Source organism: Rhodoluna sp. KAS3 (assembly GCF_026000575.1).
Taxonomy (GTDB): Bacteria; Actinomycetota; Actinomycetes; order Actinomycetales; family Microbacteriaceae; genus Rhodoluna.
In genome coordinates this window covers 815405-835215 of record NZ_AP026910.1, presented here as the reverse complement: position 1 = coordinate 835215, position 19811 = coordinate 815405, and the positions used below count along the sequence as shown (strand labels likewise).

At 53.2% G+C, this 19811-nt stretch carries 20 protein-coding genes and 2 tRNA genes; 9 read left to right on the top strand and 13 right to left on the bottom strand.

Translation table 11 applies throughout. The features are described from left to right. Nucleotides 1-59: 59 nt before the first annotated feature. From gatC to gatB, 3 genes are read left to right on the top strand one after another with little or no spacing between them, the layout of a single operon-like run. Nucleotides 60-356 (top strand): Asp-tRNA(Asn)/Glu-tRNA(Gln) amidotransferase subunit GatC, encoded by a 297-nt coding sequence (gene gatC, locus OO731_RS04155; RefSeq protein WP_264889769.1) that lies wholly within the window; start codon nt 60-62, stop codon nt 354-356. A 3-nt stretch (nt 357-359) separates the two neighbouring features. Further along, on the top strand, nt 360-1865 hold the full coding sequence (gatA, locus tag OO731_RS04150) for an Asp-tRNA(Asn)/Glu-tRNA(Gln) amidotransferase subunit GatA (protein WP_264889768.1): 1506 nt from the start codon (nt 360-362) through the stop codon (nt 1863-1865). Next, nucleotides 1865-3367: an Asp-tRNA(Asn)/Glu-tRNA(Gln) amidotransferase subunit GatB gene (gene gatB, locus OO731_RS04145; RefSeq protein WP_264889767.1), complete on the top strand. Its 1503-nt coding sequence runs from the start codon at nt 1865-1867 to the stop codon at nt 3365-3367. Before gatA ends, gatB begins: the two co-directional genes overlap by 1 nt. Before the next feature lie 55 nt (nt 3368-3422). Here the strand turns inward: gatB and OO731_RS04140 are convergent. From OO731_RS04140 to OO731_RS04105, 8 genes are all read right to left on the bottom strand, one after another. Beyond that, a tRNA-His gene (locus tag OO731_RS04140) sits at nt 3423-3498 on the bottom strand. Between the two features lie 82 nt (nt 3499-3580). Continuing rightward, on the bottom strand, nt 3581-4186 hold the full coding sequence (gene orn / locus OO731_RS04135) for an oligoribonuclease (protein WP_138275531.1): 606 nt from the start codon (nt 4184-4186) through the stop codon (nt 3581-3583). Between the two features lie 62 nt (nt 4187-4248). Further along, complete coding sequence (locus tag OO731_RS04130) at nt 4249-7476, bottom strand: efflux RND transporter permease subunit (RefSeq protein ID WP_264889766.1); 3228 nt, start codon at nt 7474-7476, stop codon at nt 4249-4251. Between the two features lie 69 nt (nt 7477-7545). Continuing rightward, on the bottom strand, nt 7546-8859 hold the full coding sequence (argG, locus tag OO731_RS04125; protein ID WP_138316409.1) for an argininosuccinate synthase: 1314 nt from the start codon (nt 8857-8859) through the stop codon (nt 7546-7548). Between the two features lie 11 nt (nt 8860-8870). Next, a complete protein-coding gene (locus OO731_RS04120) occupies nt 8871-9662 on the bottom strand; it encodes an SDR family NAD(P)-dependent oxidoreductase (RefSeq protein WP_264889765.1) in 792 nt (263 codons plus the stop codon). Between the two features lie 16 nt (nt 9663-9678). Continuing rightward, entirely contained in the window at nt 9679-10101 is a 423-nt protein-coding gene (locus OO731_RS04115) for a hypothetical protein (protein ID WP_264890666.1), read from the bottom strand. Then, on the bottom strand, nt 10097-11518 hold the full coding sequence (locus tag OO731_RS04110; protein ID WP_264889764.1) for an FAD-dependent oxidoreductase: 1422 nt from the start codon (nt 11516-11518) through the stop codon (nt 10097-10099). The genes OO731_RS04115 and OO731_RS04110 overlap by 5 nt, the downstream gene beginning before the upstream one ends. Beyond that, nucleotides 11518-12357 carry a UbiA family prenyltransferase gene (locus OO731_RS04105; RefSeq protein WP_346732376.1) on the bottom strand — a complete coding sequence of 280 codons (840 nt, stop codon included), beginning with the start codon at nt 12355-12357 and terminating at the stop codon, nt 11518-11520. The genes OO731_RS04110 and OO731_RS04105 overlap by 1 nt, the downstream gene beginning before the upstream one ends. A 64-nt stretch (nt 12358-12421) precedes the next feature. Here OO731_RS04105 and OO731_RS04100 point away from each other — a divergent pair. Beyond that, nucleotides 12422-12494 (top strand) — tRNA-Arg (locus OO731_RS04100). 4 nt (nt 12495-12498) lie between these two features. Here OO731_RS04100 and OO731_RS04095 read toward each other — a convergent pair. Next, nucleotides 12499-13443, bottom strand: coding sequence for an aldo/keto reductase (locus OO731_RS04095; protein WP_264889763.1), 945 nt, complete (start codon nt 13441-13443; stop codon nt 12499-12501). A gap of 117 nt (nt 13444-13560) precedes the next feature. Here OO731_RS04095 and OO731_RS04090 point away from each other — a divergent pair, with 117 nt between their 5' ends. Beyond that, nucleotides 13561-14046: a glutathione peroxidase gene (locus OO731_RS04090; RefSeq protein ID WP_264889762.1), complete on the top strand. Its 486-nt coding sequence runs from the start codon at nt 13561-13563 to the stop codon at nt 14044-14046. Nucleotides 14047-14048: 2 nt separating this feature from the next. On the opposite strand, the gene OO731_RS04085 is transcribed toward OO731_RS04090, so the two are convergent. Beyond that, on the bottom strand, nt 14049-14528 hold the full coding sequence (locus tag OO731_RS04085) for an Lrp/AsnC family transcriptional regulator (protein ID WP_264889761.1): 480 nt from the start codon (nt 14526-14528) through the stop codon (nt 14049-14051). Between the two features lie 121 nt (nt 14529-14649). Between OO731_RS04085 and ald the strand changes: the two genes are divergently transcribed. Continuing rightward, nucleotides 14650-15771: an alanine dehydrogenase gene (gene ald, locus OO731_RS04080; RefSeq protein WP_264889760.1), complete on the top strand. Its 1122-nt coding sequence runs from the start codon at nt 14650-14652 to the stop codon at nt 15769-15771. On the opposite strand, the gene OO731_RS04075 is transcribed toward ald, so the two are convergent. Then, entirely contained in the window at nt 15768-15995 is a 228-nt protein-coding gene (locus tag OO731_RS04075) for a hypothetical protein (protein ID WP_138275520.1), read from the bottom strand. The genes ald and OO731_RS04075 overlap by 4 nt on opposite strands. Before the next feature lie 96 nt (nt 15996-16091). On the opposite strand from OO731_RS04075, the gene OO731_RS04070 reads away from it, so the two are divergent. Then, the gene (locus tag OO731_RS04070) at nt 16092-17252 is read left to right on the top strand and encodes a collagen-like protein (protein ID WP_264889759.1); all 1161 of its coding nucleotides are present in this window, start codon (nt 16092-16094) and stop codon (nt 17250-17252) included. Nucleotides 17253-17283: 31 nt separating this feature from the next. Continuing rightward, nucleotides 17284-17751, top strand: coding sequence for a hypothetical protein (locus OO731_RS04065; RefSeq protein ID WP_264889758.1), 468 nt, complete (start codon nt 17284-17286; stop codon nt 17749-17751). Nucleotides 17752-17797: 46 nt separating this feature from the next. Here OO731_RS04065 and trxA read toward each other — a convergent pair whose 3' ends face one another. Together trxA and OO731_RS04055 are read right to left on the bottom strand one after the other, a co-directional pair. Then, nucleotides 17798-18187: a thioredoxin gene (trxA, locus tag OO731_RS04060; RefSeq protein ID WP_264889757.1), complete on the bottom strand. Its 390-nt coding sequence runs from the start codon at nt 18185-18187 to the stop codon at nt 17798-17800. Between the two features lie 14 nt (nt 18188-18201). Continuing rightward, complete coding sequence (locus OO731_RS04055) at nt 18202-19209, bottom strand: aldo/keto reductase (RefSeq protein ID WP_264889756.1); 1008 nt, start codon at nt 19207-19209, stop codon at nt 18202-18204. Nucleotides 19210-19231: 22 nt separating this feature from the next. Here OO731_RS04055 and msrA point away from each other — a divergent pair, with 22 nt between their 5' ends. Beyond that, a complete protein-coding gene (msrA, locus tag OO731_RS04050) occupies nt 19232-19753 on the top strand; it encodes a peptide-methionine (S)-S-oxide reductase MsrA (protein ID WP_264889755.1) in 522 nt (173 codons plus the stop codon). Nucleotides 19754-19811 lie beyond the last annotated feature (58 nt).

Below are 19811 nucleotides of genomic sequence, written 5' to 3'. Positions count from 1 at the left end.
CCTTTGGGGGCGGTTTGGTAGGCTAGGAGTCAATCATCTGTTGCCTAGCGAGTGGATTTATGTCTGAAATTACGCCCGACCTGGTTAGGCATCTTGCCAACCTGGCCCGCATTGACGTTACTAATCAAGAAGTAGCCCTTTTTGCCGAACAAATTAGCCTGATCGTTGATTCGGTTGCAACCGTTAAAGCAGCGGTTGAGGGTGACATTCCGGCAACAAGCCACCCAATCCCAATGGCAAATGTTTTCCGCGAGGACATCGTCGAGCCTTCGCTAACTCAAGCCGAGGCTTTGTCAGGTGCAGCCGACAGTGCTGATGGACGTTTCCGCGTGCACGCAATCCTGGATGGGGAGTAGTTAATGTCTGAACTCATTCGTAAAAATGCCAGTGAACTGGTTGATTTGCTCAAGTCTGGCCAGGTTTCTTCTGTTGAAGTCACCCAGGCGCATCTAGACCGCACTGCTGCCGTTGATGATGCAGTCCACTCTTACCTGCACGTTGGTCCAGAGGCGGCTCTTGCTGCCGCAGCAGACATTGACCGTAGACGTGCGGCGGGGGAGCAGCTTCACGAGCTTGCCGGTCTTCCAATCGCAGTCAAGGACAACCTAACCACCACAGATGCCCCGACTACCTCTGGTTCAAAAATCCTTGAGGGCTGGGTTCCGCAGTACGACGCAACTGTAGTTAAGAAGCTTCGCGATGCGGGCATGCCAATTCTGGGTAAGACCAACCTTGACGAATTTGCCATGGGTTCATCTACCGAATTCTCGGCTTACGGGCCGAGCCGCAACCCTTGGGACCTAGACCGAATCCCAGGCGGTTCGGGCGGTGGCTCAAGTTCTGTCGTTGCCTCGTTCCAGGCGCCTCTGGCCATTGGTTCTGATACCGGTGGTTCGATTCGCTACCCAGCATTCGTAACCGGAACTGTGGGAACCAAGCCAACCTATGGTGCGGTTTCTCGATACGGCCTGATTGCTCTGGCAAGCTCACTTGACCAGATCGGTCCAGTTTCGCGAAATGTTCTGGATGCCGCATTGCTTCAGGACGTAATCGCCGGCCACGACCCGCACGACAGCACCTCGTTGCCAGAATCTCTAGGTTCTATGACCGAGGCCGCTAAAAAACTTGACGTCAAGGGCATGCGCATAGGTGTAATCAAGCAGCTCACCGGCGCGGGTTTTCAGCCAGGTGTTTCTGCGCGTTTCAACGAGAGCCTTGAGCTCCTGACAAACGCGGGTGCCGAAATTGTTGAGGTCGATTGCCCAAGCTTTGAATACGCAATTGCTGCCTACTACCTGATTCTTCCGGCCGAGGCTTCTTCAAACCTGGCTAAATTCGACTCGGTCCGCTTTGGTCTGCGCGTAACTCCAGAAGGTGCGCCTACCATCGAGCGCGTTATGGCTGCTACTCGTGAGGCTGGTTTTGGCCCTGAGGTAAAGCGCCGAATTATCCTGGGTACCTATGCGCTTTCGAGTGGTTATTACGACGCCTACTACGGATCAGCCCAGAAGGTGCGCACACTAATTCAGCGTGACTTCGATGCCGCGTTTGCAAAAGCCGACGTACTGGTTTCACCGACTGCACCAACCACCGCATTTAAGTTGGGCGAGAAGCTTGAAGACCCACTGGCCATGTACCTCAATGACATCGCCACCATTCCGGCCAACTTGGCAGGTATCCCGGGTATGGCAATTCCAAATGGTTTGGCCGAAGACACTAATTTGCCATCGGGTATTCAGTTGCTGGCGCCGGCTCGTGCCGATGCCCGCCTGTACCAGGTAGGTGCCGCGCTTGAAAAGATGCATGAAGATGTCTGGGGCAAGCGAATGATTGATTTTGCACCAGAGTTGGAGGTTCGCGGCTAATGGCTAAAGACGAATTGATGAATTACGAAAAGGCCTTGGAGCAGTTCGAGGTTGTGATTGGTCTAGAAGTTCACGTTGAACTAAACACCAACACCAAGATGTTCTGTGGTTGCCGCAACGAGTTTGGTGATGAGCCAAACACCAACGTTTGCCCAATCTGTATTGGACTACCGGGATCATTGCCAGCTGTAAACAAGCGCGCCATTGAATCAAGCATTTCAATTGGTTTGGCCTTGGGGTGCGAAATTGCGCCTACCGGTCGCTTTGCTCGCAAGAACTACTTCTACCCAGACCTAGCCAAGAACTTCCAAACCTCTCAGTACGATGAGCCAATTGCTTTTGAAGGTTCTCTTGACGTTGAGGTTCCTTCTGGCAAGAGTTTCACAGTTCAGATTGAACGCGCTCACATGGAAGAAGACGCTGGCAAGCTAACACACGTTGGTGGTTCAACCGGTCGTATTCAAGGCGCTGAGTACTCACTAGTTGATTACAACCGCGCCGGTGTTCCGCTAGTTGAAATCGTTACCAAGCCTGTCTACGGTGCCGGTGCTGAGGCACCAGAGCTGGCAGCGGCTTACGTGCGCTCGATTCGTGAAATCGTAAAGGGCTTGGGTGTTTCTGACGCCAAGATGGAGCGCGGAAATGTGCGCTGTGACGCCAACGTTTCGCTTCGCCCACACGGTCAAGAAAAACTAGGCACTCGTACAGAGACCAAAAACGTTAACTCGCTTCGCTCAATCGAGCGTGCGGTTCGCTACGAAATTCAGCGCCAGGCAGCAATCTTGGCCAAAGGCGGCTCAATTATCCAGGAGACCCGTCACTGGCACGAGGATAAGGGATCGACCAGCTCAGGACGCCCTAAGTCAGATGCTGATGATTACCGCTACTTCCCAGAGCCAGACTTGGTTCCAGTTCAGCCTTCAAAGGAGTGGATTGAGGAGCTTCGCGCCAAGCTACCGGAGAAGCCAGCTGACCGCCGCAAGCGGGTTCAGGCTGAATGGGGCTTTGCCGACCTTGAATTCCGCGATGTTGTAAACGCGGACCTGCTTGACCAGATTGAAGAAACAGTTGCCGCTGGAGCCAAGCCTCAGGCGGCCCGCAAGTGGTGGACCGGCGAACTTGCCCGAATTGCCAACAGCCAAGACCAGGATGTCACCGAGTTGAACATTTCTGGTGCTTCGGTGGCTGAGCTTGCCGGACTAGTAGAGGCTGGAAAGCTAAACGACCGTCTAGCTCGTGAGGTACTTACCTATGTTTTGGCTGGAGAGGGCTCTCCATCAGAGATTGTGGCCGCACGCGGTCTTGAAGTTGTTTCAGATGACGGCGCACTGATTGCCGCAATTGATGCAGCCTTGGCCAAGCAGCCAGATGTTCTTGATGCCATCCGTGAGGGCCGCATGCAGGCCGCTGGTGCCGTTATCGGTGCAGTGATGCAGGCAATGAAGGGCTCGGCTGATGCTGGTCGTGTTCGCGAATTGCTGATTGAGAAAGCAAACGCCTAAACAAGCCATCAAAAAGCAGAAAATCCCGATGACCTAAGTCATCGGGATTTTTTCTTGGGGTGAGTAACGGGGCTTGAACCCGCGACCCCCTGGACCACAACCAGGTGCTCTACCAGCTGAGCTATACCCACCAAGTGCTGTGCCTTACGCAACAACTCATAGAGTCTATCAGTTGTTTACGTGCGTTCGGCTAGATTGTGGAGATGAATGCGGTTAGTTTTTAGCTACCAACTCGGCAGCTGCCTTGGCCTGCTCTGAGGTTGGGCCAGGAAGCGGAACCATAACGGTCTCGCGGTAGTAGCGAAGCTCTTGAATCGATTCGAGAATGTCAGCCAAAGCGCGGTGACCGCCGCCCTTCTTTGGCATCTGAAAATAAACTCTCGGGTACCAACGACGGGTAAGTTCTTTGATCGAAGAGACATCGATGTTTCGATAGTGCAGGTGTTGGTCTAGTTCTGGCATGTAGCGGTTCAGGAACATGCGGTCAGTGCCGATGGTGTTGCCCGCTAGGGGAGCCTCTTTGGCGTTAGGTACAAAGCGCTTGATGTATTCGAGGATCAGGTGCTCTGCGTCAGCAAGCTCGAGGCCGTTTTCTACCTCGTTGATTAGGCCGGATTCGGTGTGCATGTTGCGAACAAAATCGTTCATGTTTGCCCAAGAATCCTCACGTGGTTTGATGACCACATCAAAACCTTCGTCGAGGATTTCTAACTCGGAGTTAGTGATAACTACCGCTACCTCAACTAGGCAATCCGACTCCGGGTTCAAGCCGGTCATTTCACAGTCGATCCAAACGAGGTTCTCTGAAATCTCAATCACGTTCCAAAAGTAGAGGAGGCCCCCGACAAAAGCCGAGGACCTCCCAATTCTACCGATTGCGGCTAGTTATCAAGCTGAGCAGGCGAAACCGCACCTGCGGCTTTGCTTGCCTTTCGGGTGCGTCTAGCTGCCTTGCGCTCCTTGCGGCCTTCTACCAGCCAGTAAAGAACCGGCACGATCACCAGGGTTAGCACGGTTGAAGAGAACAAGCCACCGATAACAACCACGGCCAGAGGCTGCGAGATGAAACCGCCACCGCCGGTGAACCCGAGGGCCATCGGAGTTAGGGCAAAAATGGTGGCAAGCGCAGTCATCAGAATTGGGCGAAGACGCTGTCTTGCGCCGTCCATGATGGCAACCTGCGTTGGGCGACCTTCTCTTCGGTACTGATTGATTAGGTCGATCAGCACAATCGCGTTGGTTACTACGATGCCCACGAGGAGCAACATTCCGATCAGCGCAGGAACACCCAGTGCTGTGTCAGTAATGAGTAGCATGCCCAGGGCGCCGGTAGCGGCGAACGGAATGGAGATGAGCAGGATCAGCGGCTGAATGATGCTTGAGAACGTTGCGACCATGACAACAAATACGATCGCAATCGCAGCCAGCAGCGCTAGCCCGAGCTGGCCGAATGATTCAGCCTGTGAGGCGCTGACTCCACCAATTGTTGCTGTGGTTCCGGCCGGAAGGCTGACATCTTCTAGGCGCTTGGTTACGTCTGCTGAGATGGCACCCAAGTTATCTCCCGAAGGGGTCAATGAGACCTTTGCGGTTCGGTCACCCTTTTCGCTCGAGATTGATACCGGCACCTCAACCTCTTCGATTTTGGCAATCGATGAAAGCTTGATTAGGCCGGTCGCTGTTGGAATGTTGATGGCTTCAACTTCCGCGACGGTCTCAGGGATGTCGGTCTTGACGATGTAGATCGGTGTCTCGACGTTATCGATGTTGACCTTGCCGATGCTGGTTGGACGCATGGTCGACGCCACGATGCCACCAACAGCAACTTCAGTAAGACCCTTCTCAGCTGCTGCCATTCGGTCTACCGTAATGCGCAGGGTCCTTTGTTTTTCGGCAAGCGAGTTTGTCACACCTGATACATCCGGAGTGTCGGCCATAGCTGCCTGAATCGCGGAGATTGCTTGGTTCAGATTTTCATCACTAGAGGCGATTACCTTGATGTCGATGGTGCTCGAGCCACCAAAGGCCTCGCCGCCACCCGATGTGAATTTGACCTCTCCGAGGCTTGAGTCGGCTGCGAACTTGGCCTCAAGCTTTTCCTGAAGGGCAACCTGATCGGTTCCGTCAGCTGTTGTCACCTGAAGTGATGTTCCGCCGGCTGCACCACCAAATGCCACACGTCCGTCGCCCGATGAGCCAATGGTTGTCTGAACAACGTCCACTGCTGGTTCGTCTAAGAGCACGGCCTCGAGTTTTGCCGCGGCTTCATCCTGTTGTTCGAATGTTGCGCCGGCAGGCAGGGTTTGGTTCAGCACAAAGCTATTTGAACCCGATGAGCCGATGAAGTCGGTTTTCAACTGAGGCACAAGTCCAAAAGTGAACACCAAAATCAAGAAAGACGCCAGTAGGGTTACCACTGGTCGGCGCTGGGTCCAATTTAGAACCGGGATGTAGCCGCGCTGCAACCAGCTCTTTCTTTCCTTGGCTTCCTCGGCCTCGCGGACCTCTGCCTCGTGCTGACGTGCTGCCTCTTCCGATTCGTGAACGATGCCCTTAGGTGACTTCAAGAACCAGTAAGCCAACACCGGAACGATGGTTAACGAGACGAACAGTGAGGCAACCAGCGCGATTGCGAAGGTGAATGAGAACGGACGGAATAGCTCGCCCACCAGGCCGCCGACTAGGGCAATCGGCAGGAACACCGCAACTGTGGTGATGGTCGCTGCGGTGATTGCTCCGGCAACCTCTCGAACCGAGCGAATAATTGCCTGTTTCTTTTCTTCGCCGTACGAAAGGTGACGGTTGATGTTCTCGATTACCACGATTGAGTCATCGACGACTCGACCGATAGCAATAGTCAAAGCGCTCAATGTGAACAGATTCAGTGAGTAATCAAAGGCGCTCAAACCTATAAACGTGATGAGAACCGAGGTTGGAATGGAAATTGCCGTAACCAAAGTTGATCGAACGGACATCAAGAAAACCAAGATGATTAGCACTGCAAAGCCAAGTCCCAGTAGGCCCTCGGTGGTTAGGTTCTCGAGCGACTTTTCAACATAAGGTGCCTGGTCAAAAACAGTCACGATAGTGACATCGCCACCAAGCTTGTCTTGAAGTTCGGTCAACTTCTCTTCAACGGCGTGGGAGATGGCGACTGTGTTTGCATCCTGAGTCTTGGTAAACGCGATAGACAATACCGAGTTGCCGTTTACGCGCGCAATGCTGGTAACCGGGGCATCTTCGTAGCTCACGGTTGCAACGTCCGACACCTTCAACGCAACGGTCGAGGTAGAAACCGTCGGGGTGCCGGTGAAGCTTGGCATTCCCGGGATTGTCGGAACCGTAGGGGTGGTCACCGAAGTTCTGGTGCCGATGAGCGGAAGGTTCTTAAAATCTTCCACTGAATTAACGGTCTCGCCAACTTCTACAGAAATCTGGCCATCTGCATCATCGATGGTTCCCGCAGGAATCACGAAACCATTTGACTGAAGGGCAGTGGTAATCGACTGCTGAGAAAGACCGTTGGCCGCCAGTTTGGCCTGGTCAAGTTTCAGATTGATTCGTTTCTCGGCCGCGCCAGAAATTGAGACTTCGCGCATGCCCGGAATCTCGCCGAACAGTGGTTCTGCGATGTCTGGCAAAGTTTGAGCCAGCTCATCGTTGTTGCCCGAGTTGTCAGATACACCCAGCACCAAAATAGGAACGCTGTCAAAGCTGCCCGACAAAATCTCAGCATTTGCATCCTCTGGAAGTGAGGATTGAACTGTAGCTAGGGCAGCGGCAAGGTCCTCTTTGACCTGTGCGGAGGTGACTCCGTAGTCAAACTCAACGCGAACAATAGAGATGTTGCTTTGGGAGGTTGAAGTCGAGGTGACTAGCCCATCTAGCTGCCGAACGGCATTTTCAATTGGCTGGCTTACCTGCTTATCGATAACCTCTGGAGAGGCCCCGATGTAGGTCGTGACAATTGCAGCCTGCGGTGTCTCAAAGCTCGGAATGAGCTCTTGCTTCAATGATCCGAGTGAGATGAAGCCGAAAACCGCGACAATTGCGGTGATTAGCGCGACGACTGAGCGATTAGCAAGACTGAGCTTGGATAGAAGATGCATTGGGCCCCTTAAATAGCAATACCTCTAGGCTAACCCAGGGGTCAGTAGAGGTATTCCTAGAAAAGCTTTTTAAGCCAGTTCGAACTGGCCGCCTTCAATTTGTCCTTGCTTGCGGTACATGTCTAGCTTTTGACGGGTGTCAGCGATGTCAAGGTTGCGCATGGTCAGCTGGCCGATTCGGTCGGTTGGGCCAAACGCTGCATCCTCGGTGCGTTCCATCGACAGCTTCTCAGGGTGGTAGCTAAAGTTTTCACCCTCAGTGTTCACAATGGTGTAGTCATCTCCGCGACGTAGGCGCAGGGTCACAGATCCATTTACTGCTGAGGCAACCCACTTAGTGAGTGATTCACGCAGCATCAGGGTCTGAGGGTCTAGCCAGCGGCCTTCGTAAAGTAGGCGGCCCATTCGGCGGCCTTCTGCGTGGTAAGCCGCTACGGTGTCCTCATTGTGAATTGCCGAGATTAGGCGCTCGTAGGCGATGTGAATCAAAGCCATGCCCGGAGCCTCGTAAATGCCGCGACTCTTGGCCTCAATAATGCGGTTTTCGATCTGGTCGCTCATGCCTAGCCCGTGGCGCCCACCAATTTCGTTGGCTTTCATAATTAGGTCAACAGCGTTTTCAAGGCTTTCACCATTGATTGCCACCGGTCGGCCCTGACGGAATGTGATCTTAACGTCTTCAGTCTCAATTTCCACTGATGGGTCCCAGAACTTCACACCCATGATTGGCTCGACGATTTCGTATGAGGTATCCAAGTTTTCCAGGGTCTTTGCCTCGTGGGTCGCGCCCAGCATGTTGGCATCCGTTGAATACGCCTTCTCTACTGATGCACGGTAAGGCAGTTTGCGCTCGAGTAGCCATTCGCTCATTTCGTGGCGACCGCCGAGCTCGTTGACAAAGTCAGCGTCAAGCCAAGGCTTGTAAATTCTTAGGTTTGGGTTGGCCAAAAGACCATAGCGGTAGAAGCGCTCAATGTCATTGCCCTTGTAGGTTGATCCGTCGCCCCAGATTTCAACACCGTCCTGGTGCATTGCGCGCACCAGCATGGTTCCGGTGACGACTCGGCCCAGGGGAGTGGTGTTGAAGTAAACCTTGCCGCCGGTACGGATGTGGAATGCGCCGCACGCCAAGGCAGCAAGTCCCTCTTCTGCAAGTGACTGGCGGCAGTCGACTAGGCGTCCAGCTTCGGCGCCGTAAACCAGAGCGCGATCTGGAATTGAATCAATGTCGTCTTCGTCGTACTGACCAAGGTTGGCTGTGTATGAGTAAGGAACCGCGCCTTTTTCACGCATCCATGCCACAGCAACAGAAGTGTCTAGGCCACCAGAAAAGGCAATGCCGACTTTTTCACCAACAGGTAGGGATGCAAGAACTTTAGTCATGAGACCCAAGTTTACTTGAGTAGTGAGGCCATCTGCTTCTGGATCAGGTTGGCTGCAAAAACAGGATTGATGCGGCTAATGATATCCATAAGTCGAGCATCGCTGCCGATAGTGATTCGCGGCCGGTTGTGCTCAATCGCTTCAATCATCGCGTGTGCCGCAATCGGTGCGGGAGTCGTCTTGAATTTGCTTTCAGTTGCCGCATCGGCAGGCATTGCCATTCCAGAATTCGCCGCGATGTTAGTTGCAATAGCTCCAGGGAACACGATGGTGACACCGATGTTGGTGGCTGCCAGTTCAGATCGAAGTCCTTCGGTGAACAACTTGATGGCAGCTTTGGAAGCTCCGTACACGCTTTGGCCAGGGACCGGGGCGTAAGCACCCATTGAAGAGACGTTGAGAATGTGGGCTTCTGGGCGATTAATCAAACCAGGCAGAAATGCCTTGGTCATCATTAGCGGGCCATCGAAGTTCACCTTCATGACTCGCGCAGCTTGTTCCAAAGTAAGTTCGTTGATTTTTACAAAAGGTTGGATGATGCCGGCATTGTTGATTAGACCGTCAACAGAACCGAGGGCGGCTTCTATTTTTTGAGGTAGCTCCGCCACCGCTGCTGCGTCGGTTATGTCGAGCACGAAGGTTTCAACGCTTCCGCCGGCAAGTGTTTTTGTTTCAAGCAGGGATTCCTCGCGAAGGTCGATTGCAGCAACCTTGGCTCCACGGCTTACCAGTTCAATCGTTAGCTGACGCCCCATTCCGCTGCCGGCGCCGGTAACGACTATTACTTTCCCCGGGACCTTCATGGAATTCTCCTTCTAACTAGAACTTATTTTTAGAATACGCCCGTTTGCGCCAAACATCACCGAGGATCCCTGTCGACCACAGTGCCCAAAGAATTAGCAGCGGTTGGAAGGCCAGTCGAATCGCTCTTGCCGAATCGGTATTTAAACCAAATGCGTCAGTCTGAGTGATCCACTGTGAGATGTTGCCGGGAAACACGGCCACGAATAGTCCTGCTGCTAGCCAGCCGAAAACGCGCTTTTTGCTTGGCCAAAAAACTAATCCCAAACCGATTAGCACCTCGACCACACCGGAGGCAACGACTACAAAGTCAGGATCGAGCGGAACCCAGGTTGGAACCTGAGCTTGAAATTCGGAACGCGCAAAAGTTAGGTGACCGGTTCCGGCAAAAACCAATGCCGCCCCCAGTAAAAGCCGGGCTATAGCGCGAACAGCCTTAATTTTTAGCCCCGATTCGATTGATTAGACGAGCCGAAGAGATCATCGCGCCACCTAGGACGGCTGGAATTCCGCCGCCTGGATGCACCGAGGCCCCTACACGCCAAAGCCATGGGCGCCACAGCGAGTTGTATCCGGGTAGGTGAAGCGGGCCGCCCTGCCAAATTGGTCGAGTAGTCCCGTAAAGCGAGCCTCCGTTTGCTCCAAATTCAGCAAAGTATCCGGGGTCCAAAATTTTGTAGTCCAGAATCAGGTCTTGGATGTTTCTCTCCAAGCCAATCTGATCGCTGATTCGTTTTAGTTGAGCTTGAACGAACTCGTCATTTAGGTCAAAGTGCTCACCGTTGGCCGGGGCTGTGAGCAATATTGCGGCGGTGGCTTTGTCATTTGGGTAAATGTGGCCAGGTTCGTAGTAATTCAAAAACGCCATAGTCTCGTTGGGAACCACAGTTTGGTCCAAAGCCTTGTGCAGGGCTCGAGGGTCTGAGGGCATTATTACCGAGTGGGTAACTGTGCCCGCAGGGAGCGGCTCTTTCAAGACGGCAAAAATCGCTACTCCCGAGCAAGATACGCGCTTTGGTTTGCGGCGCTTGTTGCCGAGCAGTCGATCGGTGACTTGAGCATCAGTGGCCGCAATGATGTAGTCAGCCTCATAAGTTTGGTCACTGGTGCGTACTGAGCCTTTTGAAATTTTCTTGACTTCAACGCCAGTGATAATTTCTGCGCCGGCTGTCGAGGCAAGTCGGCCAAGGGCCAGGGCAATTTCATAAACGCCACCGCGTGGAACAAAGATTCCCTCCTTGGCCATGACGCCCGCAATTGTTGCATAAAGCGCCAAAGTGCGTTCTGGCGAGATGCCCGCATTTAGCGTGTGAATGGCAATCACCTCTCGCAATCCGTCAGGCATCCAATCGAGGCTATTCAGGTACGCCCGAGTTGATAGGTGACGCCCATAGGTCTTGGTAATCGCGGTCACCGCCGGCAGGGTTGCCGCATCAAAAGGGTCTGAGGTCAACAGGTTGGTGATTTCGGGGCCGAGGTGGCCATGTTCGGATTCAAATCGCACCCAAGCCTCGTGCCACGGGTGGTCCGCAGGAACAGGTAAGTCAACGATTTCGGACCCGAAGTAATACCTGCCAACCTCGGGCAGTTTTTCTAGCTCAAGTGCCGCGAGTTTCGCAGCCTCCCCAGTGGTGCCCCGCGCGTCATAGCGGTTGAAAAGCTCTTCAAGCACGGTGGGGAATGTCACCAGCGATGGTCCGGTGTCAATCCGCTGGCCGGCCACATCGATGCGCCTTGATTTACCGCCGATCCAGCTATTGCGCTCTAGAACTGTGACGTGGTGGCCGGCTTTGGCTAAAAGCGCGGCAGCCGTTAGGCCACCTAGGCCGGCGCCAACTACAACAATTCTTTTGGTCATCAGATTGCGCCCAAGACAATAGCGGTGACTATTTGAACGCCCGCTACTGAACCAACCACATAGGGGTAAGCCACCGAGTACTTATAGACGCGCTTGGCGTTCTGGGTTGAGTTGTCTTGTCTAATCAGCCATATCAACCAGGCTGCGTAGGCCAAGTTTGCTAGAGCTAGTGGAATGTTGACAAACCAGAACAGGATTGTCGAAACAATCCACCAGAAGCCAACCCACACCAGCGATTTGTTGACGCCAAGATACACGGCAGTGGTTTTGATTCCAACAAATGCGTCCTCATCGATGTCTTGGATTGCGTCGTAGGTGTGCTTGGCAAGGCTCCAGGCCATCAGGGCAAACACTGCCAGCCAGATTGGTTCCTCGCCGAGTGCAAGAGGCACAAAAGCCAGCGGAAAGGCGTAATCCGCGTTGCTAATTGAGTCCAAGAACGGGCGGCCCTTGAACCTAGCCGGCGGGGCTGAGTAGAACAAGAAAGTTAGGCTGTAGGCCCAAATCCAGATGTTGGCTTCGAGTGAGTAGTTGAGGCCAAAGAAAATCAAGAAGGGTGCATTGGTCAGAATTACACCCCATGTAATCCAGGGCACCTCGCGCGGGTCAATCTTGGCGCCACCAAATCCACCCTTGCGAATATTGATGTTGTCTGTTTCTTGATCAAAGATGTCGTTGATGCCATAAATCAGCAGGTTGAAAGGCAGTGTCACCCAAATCAGCAACCAGATGGAGTCCCACCGCCAGAGCTCTCCGGTAAGCCAAACGGCCATGAGTGTCGTTCCGATGGTGTTAATCCACAGAACCGGTCTGGAAATAGTTATCAATCGCCCTAGCACGCTCTAACTCTAACCATGGTCTCGAAGTCGACGGTAAACTATCAGGGTCCCAATGTCGGGGCTAGCCCTCGTAGCTCAGTGGATAGAGCAAGAGCCTTCTAATCTCTTGGTCGCAGGTTCGATTCCTGCCGGGGGCGCCCTTTAGTCAGCCAGCGGTTGATCGCTGATGATTTCGTGATGCACCGGACCGGACTCCAATTCGCGATTGAGTCGAGCTAAATCGGAATCCGACAAAAGAAAATCCAAACCGGTTAGGGAATCCACCACCGATTCACGTTTTGTGACTCCAGGCATAACCACCAAGTTTGGTGAAAGGCTTCGCAGCCAAGCGCTGGCTACGGCAAATCTGCTGACTCCCTGAGCCTGCGCAATTGCATCCAGAATCCCGTATGACTTGCTCTCGCTCTCGGTGCTGCGCGCACCCATCATCGGCGACCAGGGCAGGTAAGCCAGACCCAGTTCCTCGCAAATCTCCAGAACATCCATGTCGTGGTGATAAACCGGATTCAGTTGATTCTGAACTGACACCAAGCCACCATCGGCGGGGCCACCGACAGCATCAAAAGCGGCTCGCAATTGCTTGGCGTTGTAATTGCTTACACCGATGTGCCTTGCGATGCCCGAGGCTTTGACTGCCTTGAGGCCAGCCAATGCCTCAGAAAAAGTTCGTGATGGATCTAGCCGGTGGTGCTGCCAAACCGGGATAACGGCTACCCTCAGATTTTTAGCCGAGCGCTCAGCGGCCCTAACTAGGTAATCGGCACTTGCGTTTCGACCCCAGACTTCACCTTCGCTGCGAGTGATTCCGCCCTTGGTGGCCAAAATGAGACTCTGTTTTTGTTCAGCCGAGCCTGACCAGCCGTCAATTGCATCAGCCAGCAAAATTTCGTTGTGGCCCATCGCGTCCCAGCTAGGGGCATAGATGTCTGCGGTATCAAAGAAAGCGACACCCTCATCAAGTGCGAATCTCAAGACATCAAGAAAAGCTTCGCGAGCCTTTTCGTCAGTGAGCACTGGCGACCCGGGCCATGAAGCATTCATAAAACCAAAGCCGATCGACTTACGCAGGTTCAGTAGCGGGTTCATTTCTGTCCTAGCTTTTAGGTGGCACTTGAAGTTACCTCAATGGTTTTCTTATCGTACGGGCGTTTCGATTGGGAATTATTCGGGAAGTAATTTGCTAAACAGTCACTTGATAAGCGCATGACTCTAAACCAGATCGAACTCACCATGATTGATGGCACCAAGAAATCTTTTGCTGATTTTGCCGGCAAGGTTGTCTTGGTCGTAAATGTTGCATCACGCTGCGGGCTAACGCCGCAGTATGAGGCTTTAGAAGCGCTGCAAGAGAAATATGAAAATCAAGGGTTCACGGTTTTGGGTATGCCTTCGAATCAGTTCATGCAGGAGCTTGGATCGAGCGACGCGATTGCAGAGTTCTGCAAAACCACATTTGGGGTCACTTTTCCACTGACCGAGCGAGTCAAGGTAAACGGCCGAAACCGACACCCGCTGTTCGAGGAGTTAGTAAAAGCCAAGGACAGTGCGGGCCTAGCCGGACCCGTCATGTGGAACTTTGAAAAGTTCTTGGTCTTGCGAGACGGTTCAATCAAGCGTTTTAGACCGACCACCAAGCCGGATGCCCCAGAGGTTGTTTCGGCAATTGAAGCAGCGATAGCCGCCAAGTAAAACTATGTGAGTGGCCCCTTGTGGAAGTGTTCGAAGACCAGGTTGGTTCTGGTTGACGCAACGGTTGCATTGTTCGAGAGATTTTCCAGCACGAATTCACGCACCTGATTGTTGTCCTTGACCGCTAGGTGAACCATAAAGTCCTCAGCGCCACCGAGAAAGAACACTTGAATCACTTCGGGTAGTGCCCGCATTTCATTCATAAAATCGCTCAGGTGGGCGCGCGCACCAGCTCTCAGCGTTACCGAAATAAGCACCTGGCTTTCGAGGCCTACTGCACTGGGCTCGATGTTGGCAGTGAAGCTGCGGATCACCCCGTCACTAATCAAGCTGCGAACTCGGGTAATGCAGGTTGATTGAGCAATTCCGACCGATGCGGCTAGATCGGCGTTGGTCATGCGGGCATTGCTGCTCAGTAAGCGCAGCAATTCGATGTCAATCTCATCAAGTTCACGCTGAAATTTCTTCGCTGAACCGTTCATTCTCGAGCCCCTTTGTGAAGTTATTTTGAGAATACTCATAATTTGTCGAATAATCCACGGTTAACTCACCGCACGCTTGAGTATCCTGCAAACTTGACCGCAAGTATCGAAGGAGATTCAAATGCACATCGGTGTACCTAAAGAGGTAAAAAACAACGAAAACCGAGTAGCACTAACTCCAGCTGGAGTGCACGAACTTGTTAGGCACGGTCACTCGGTGGCTGTACAAGCGGGTGCGGGTGTCGGTTCCGGCTTCAGTGACGCTGATTACCTGGGAGAAGGTGCGCAAGTGTTGGCTACAGCCTCTGAGGTTTGGTCGGGTGCCGAGATGGTCATCAAGGTTAAAGAGCCAATCGCCAGCGAGTATGACTTATTGAGACCAAACCAAATCCTCTTCACCTACCTGCACCTCGCTGCCTCGCGAGCTTGCACCGAGGCACTGCTCAAGGCTGGCACCACAGCGCTGGCCTATGAGACGGTCCAGCTGGCAAATCGTTCGCTTCCGCTTCTGCAGCCGATGAGTGAAGTCGCTGGACGCCTATCTGCCCAGATTGGCGCCTATCACCTGATGAAAAGCCAAGGCGGTGCCGGCCTATTGATGGGCGGTGTCCCTGGTGCTCCAAAGGCAAAGGTAGTGGTTATCGGTGGCGGCGTTGCCGGCGAGCACGCAGCTACCATTGCGCTTGGGATGCAGGCCGATGTGACCGTGATCGACGTTTCGCTGCCAAAGTTGCGCGAACTCGATGCCCGTTTCGCTGGCGCTGTTAAGACTCGAGTCTCTACGGCGTACGAAATTGCTGAGCAGTTGCGTGATGCCGATTTGGTAATTGGGTCTGTGCTGATTCCCGGAGAAAAAGCGCCGAAGTTAGTGACCGGCAAGATGGTTCAGGCCATGAAGCCTGGATCGGTGCTGGTTGACATCGCAATTGATCAGGGTGGGTGTTTTGAAAATTCCAGACCGACCACTCACGACGACCCAACTTTTCAAGTCCACAACTGCACCTACTACTGCGTTGCAAATATGCCGGGTGCGGTTCCTGCTACTGCCACGCGCGCGTTGACTAACGCAACCCTTCCGTATGCAATTGCGATTGCCAACCTAGGGTGGCGTGCAGCTGTTGCAGCTGATTCAGCTTTGGCCAAGGGTCTAAATACCCACGATGGAAAACTAACCTTTACCGGCGTGGCCCAGGCTTTTCCCGACCTGCCATACCTTGCGGTCGAAGAGGTTTTGGGCGCTTAGCGGCGCTTGCGGCGAACCAGCGAAACAGCGAAGCCAATAATCGCCAATCCGAGCATCGACCAAGAGCCAATACGTCTCTGTTCGGCGATAGCCTCGCAGCTGGTCCAACCTTCGGCCTGAACGTCGATGCAGGTAGCCGGATCAAAGAAACCGATTAGGGAAGCGAACAGGGCAACGGCGCTAATTGTTGCCACCATTGCCATCGAATTGTTGGCTACTCGCATGTTCGTTCCTTTCGCTAGATCAAACAACTTGAAACCAGTAAACAGAATTCCTGTGGCTAGAATCAAAAATAGGCACTCAAGGGGAGAGGTGATGTCATGGCAGTCAAACTAAGTTCGAACGCTGTCTTGGCGTTAGCAACTTTTCTAACCCTCACTAACACCACACTCGTGGTCGCAACGGTGAACGGCTTTTCTCGCGTGACCGAGGACCTCGGAAGTTATCTGGTCTCAAATGGTGGTTCTGGCGGAAGTGGCGGAGCATTGGGTAATTCCGGTGGATCTCAGGGGCAGTCAGGCCCACAGGGACCAACCGGTCCGGTTGGGCAACCCGGTGAACCAGGTGCCCCGGGAGAACCAGGCCAAGACGGTGCCCGAGGGCCGATGGGCGCAACGGGCGCTGCTGGACCTAAGGGTTCGACTGGCGCCACAGGACCCATGGGTCCGCAGGGTCCGGCAGGCTTAAACGGTGCTGATGGAGCACAGGGTCCAATTGGCCCACAGGGTATTCAAGGTGTGCAGGGTCCCATCGGTCTAACCGGTCCACAGGGCCCGAGTGGTGTGATCTCAGCCACCGCTCCACTGGTTTACGACTCGCAGAATCAGTCAATCTCGCTCAACATGAATGATTTTGATTACCTAGGGAATCTTGGGTACCTACAGTTTGATGTAACCCAAGATGCAACCGAGGCGCCAGGCAGATTTACCTGGAACCCGGAGGTAGGCACGCTTGACCTTCAGCTCGAGGGTGGCATGGTCACGCTTCAAGTTGGCCAAGAGTCGGTGCAGCGAGTTCACAACAACGGTGCAACGGCTCTGGTCAATGGCCGTGCCGTAAGAGTGGCTGGAACATCCAATGGGCTCCTAGATGTGGTGCATGCCGATAACAACTCCGTTTTGGGTGCAACCGGTGTAATCGGTGTTTTGACTGAGGGTATTGCTCCGGGAGCGGAGGGGTTTGTAACCACCTACGGCCTAGTGCACGATTTGAACACCGCTGCCTGGACCGCTGGGTCTCCTTTGTACCTAAACGGCGATGGAGAGTTGACCTCGACTCGGCCGGTAAACGGACGAATTATTCAGTTGGGCTATGTCGTCCACAGTGACGCGGTAGATGGGGCAATTTACGTCTCACCACTCCAGAATTTTGAGCCGATTATTGGATCGGCGTGCCAAGTTCCGGGGCAAGTGGGCACCGGAGTTTATGGCTGGCACAACCTTGCCGGAGCCCGCTGGATTATTGTCTGTGACTACCCATAATGCTTAACAAAGAAATCGATTAGAGGAAAAAATGACCAACGGATACCGCTCGAATCTGGCAACCACGCGATTGGTGGTTGCCACCTTTGGAGTATTTATCAGTGCAATGTTCTGGTTAGTGATTGCAACCTACCCGTCGTTCTTCCTATTCAATCCCTATGCCCAGGGTGAAGGCGTCAGGAGCGTTGTTCTTACCCTCACAGGTCTTGGCTGGTTGCTGATTGCCAATGGCCCGGTGGTACTGATGGGCCTGTATGCAGCTGGTAGAACCGCGGCAATAAAATTCTTGCCGGTGATCGCTCTGGTGTGGCCGGTATCCCTAATCATCAACCACATCAGTCTCTTCATCCAAGAAGGTCAGTGGTACACCGGTTATCTTGCCGACTACCCGATTTTCGTCGTCACCGACATTCTGTTGCCACTCTTGTTGGTTGTGGTTTGGCTCGAGCTCAGGCAGCGAGCAATTCACTTGAATACCAAAGAACCATATTCTGTTTAAAGAAATAGGCCCAGAGCAGCAGCCCCGGGCCTATTTCTTTGACCGATTAGTTAGGTTCTGAAACGTCGCCGATTTCGCCGCCCTGGGCCTCGACTTCTTTGCGAATTTCGTCCATGTCCAAACCTTCAACAGCTGTGATTAGTTCGTCCAAAGCTGCCGCAGGCAATGCCCCAGCGCGGTTGTAAAGCAAGATGCCATCGCGGAACACCATCAAAGTTGGAATCGAGCTGATGCCAGCCTCGCCAGCAAGCTGTTTCTCCGCCTCGGTGTCGACCTTACCGAAAGTGATTTCTGGGCGCTTATTCGACGCTTCTTCGAAAACTGGCGCAAATTGGCGGCAAGGGCCACACCATTCCGCCCAAAAGTCAACGATGGTGATGCCCTCTTTTACGACAGTGTCGCCAAAGTTTGCCGCGCCAAGTTCAATAGTTGCCATGTGTGTTTGTTCCTTTAGTTCAATCCCAAACCATGAATGGCATGAGGTTCAATTGCCCGAATCTCCTCGAGGCTCAACTTTGGTGAACTCAAAGTTGCAACGTTTTGTTCCAACTGCTTTACGCTGCTTACTCCGATGAGGGCTGAGGTAACTGTTGGTTGCCGCAAAACCCAGCTCAGCGCCAATTGGCTAAGGGTTTGACCTCGCTGCTTGGCAATTTCGTTGAGAGCGTTGGCGTGCAGTAGGTAGTCATCGCTGATGTTTTGAGCTTTTAGAAAGTGATTGAGGGCGGCTCGAGAGCCTTTTGGCGCCACGCCACCCAAATAGCGGTCGCTTAGTAAACCCTGCGCCAATGGTGAGAAGACAATCGAGCCAATGCCCTCGGCGCCTAGCGTATCGAATAGTGACTTTTCTGCTGTCCGATCGAACATTGAGTAACGAGGTTGGTGAATCAAGAGAGGTACACCTTTAGATTCAAGGATGGCTTTGGCCTGACGGGTCTGCTCGGCGTCATAACTGGAGATACCTGCATAGAGAGCCCGACCAGAATGCACCGCCGTTGCCAACGCACCCATCGTCTCTTCAAGCGGGGTGTTTGGGTCGAATCGGTGTGAATAAAAAATGTCAACGTAGTCAAGGTTCATGCGCTTCAGGCTTTGGTCGAGTGAAGCGAGTAGGTACTTGCGTGAACCCCATTCACCGTAAGGCCCAGGCCACATGTCGTAACCGGCTTTGGTTGAGATTACAAGCTCGTCGCGGTAAGGTCTGAAGTCCTTGTCGAGGTGGACACCAAAATTTTCTTCGGCTGATCCGGGAACCGGACCGTAGTTATTGGCCAGATCAAAGTGGGTGATTCCTAAGTCAAATGCTCGACGCAAAATTGCACGCTGATTCGTCATCGAATCATTGGTGCCAAAGTTGTGCCACAGTCCGAGTGAAAGCTCCGGAAGCTTCAATCCACTCTTTCCAGTGCGGCGATAGTTCATGCTCGAATAGCGGTCATCCGCTGCTTGATAGCTCATGTGTAAAGCCTAGGCTAGGTGCATGATGAGTTTCGTTCTTGGTGGTGGCTGTTTCTGGTGCCTTGATAGCGCCTACATGCAGGTGGCCGGTGTTTCTGACGTGGTCGTTGGTTATATGGGTGGCGCCTCACCTAACCCCGGTTACGAGGCTGTTTGCTCGGGAACCACGGGGCACGTTGAAGTAGCAGAAGTGATCTTTGACGAGACGGTTATTCCGGCCGAGGTCATCCTGGACATGTTCTTTACGATGCACGACCCTACCCAGCTAAACCGACAGGGGCATGACGTTGGCACTCAGTATCGTTCGGTTATGTTTTACCGCGATGAAGCTCAGCGGATTCTGTTTGAATCGGCAATCGAGCGAGCCAAGTCAGTTTGGGGTCCGAACATCGTGACTGCTGTTGAGCCAGCCGTTGAGTTTTGGATTGGTGAGGAATACCACCAGGATTTCTTTGCCAAAAACCCGTTTCAGGGTTACTGCAATGCTGTGGTTGCGCCGAAAATGGCAAAAATTCGCGAATCATTCACAAGCTTCATTAAGTAGCCGTTTTCCACATTTTCTGGGGTTGCTGACACCCAGGTCATTCCACTAGCCAAACTCA

Bases quoted from the DNA above. Each gene is read 5' to 3' on its own strand.
- gatC (WP_264889769.1), top strand. From the start codon at position 60: ATGTCTGAAATTACGCCCGACCTGGTTAGGCATCTTGCCAACCTGGCC.
- gatA (WP_264889768.1), top strand. From the start codon at position 360: ATGTCTGAACTCATTCGTAAAAATGCCAGTGAACTGGTTGATTTGCTC.
- gatB (WP_264889767.1), top strand. From the start codon at position 1,865: ATGGCTAAAGACGAATTGATGAATTACGAAAAGGCCTTGGAGCAGTTC.
- OO731_RS04130 (WP_264889766.1), bottom strand. From the start codon at position 7,476: ATGCATCTTCTATCCAAGCTCAGTCTTGCTAATCGCTCAGTCGTCGCG.
- argG (WP_138316409.1), bottom strand. From the start codon at position 8,859: ATGACTAAAGTTCTTGCATCCCTACCTGTTGGTGAAAAAGTCGGCATT.
- OO731_RS04120 (WP_264889765.1), bottom strand. From the start codon at position 9,662: ATGAAGGTCCCGGGGAAAGTAATAGTCGTTACCGGCGCCGGCAGCGGA.
- OO731_RS04110 (WP_264889764.1), bottom strand. From the start codon at position 11,518: ATGACCAAAAGAATTGTTGTAGTTGGCGCCGGCCTAGGTGGCCTAACG.
- OO731_RS04095 (WP_264889763.1), bottom strand. From the start codon at position 13,443: ATGAACCCGCTACTGAACCTGCGTAAGTCGATCGGCTTTGGTTTTATG.
- OO731_RS04090 (WP_264889762.1), top strand. From the start codon at position 13,561: ATGACTCTAAACCAGATCGAACTCACCATGATTGATGGCACCAAGAAA.
- OO731_RS04085 (WP_264889761.1), bottom strand. From the start codon at position 14,528: ATGAACGGTTCAGCGAAGAAATTTCAGCGTGAACTTGATGAGATTGAC.
- ald (WP_264889760.1), top strand. From the start codon at position 14,650: ATGCACATCGGTGTACCTAAAGAGGTAAAAAACAACGAAAACCGAGTA.
- OO731_RS04075 (WP_138275520.1), bottom strand. From the start codon at position 15,995: ATGCGAGTAGCCAACAATTCGATGGCAATGGTGGCAACAATTAGCGCC.
- OO731_RS04070 (WP_264889759.1), top strand. From the start codon at position 16,092: ATGGCAGTCAAACTAAGTTCGAACGCTGTCTTGGCGTTAGCAACTTTT.
- OO731_RS04065 (WP_264889758.1), top strand. From the start codon at position 17,284: ATGACCAACGGATACCGCTCGAATCTGGCAACCACGCGATTGGTGGTT.
- trxA (WP_264889757.1), bottom strand. From the start codon at position 18,187: ATGGCAACTATTGAACTTGGCGCGGCAAACTTTGGCGACACTGTCGTA.
- OO731_RS04055 (WP_264889756.1), bottom strand. From the start codon at position 19,209: ATGAGCTATCAAGCAGCGGATGACCGCTATTCGAGCATGAACTATCGC.
- msrA (WP_264889755.1), top strand. From the start codon at position 19,232: ATGATGAGTTTCGTTCTTGGTGGTGGCTGTTTCTGGTGCCTTGATAGC.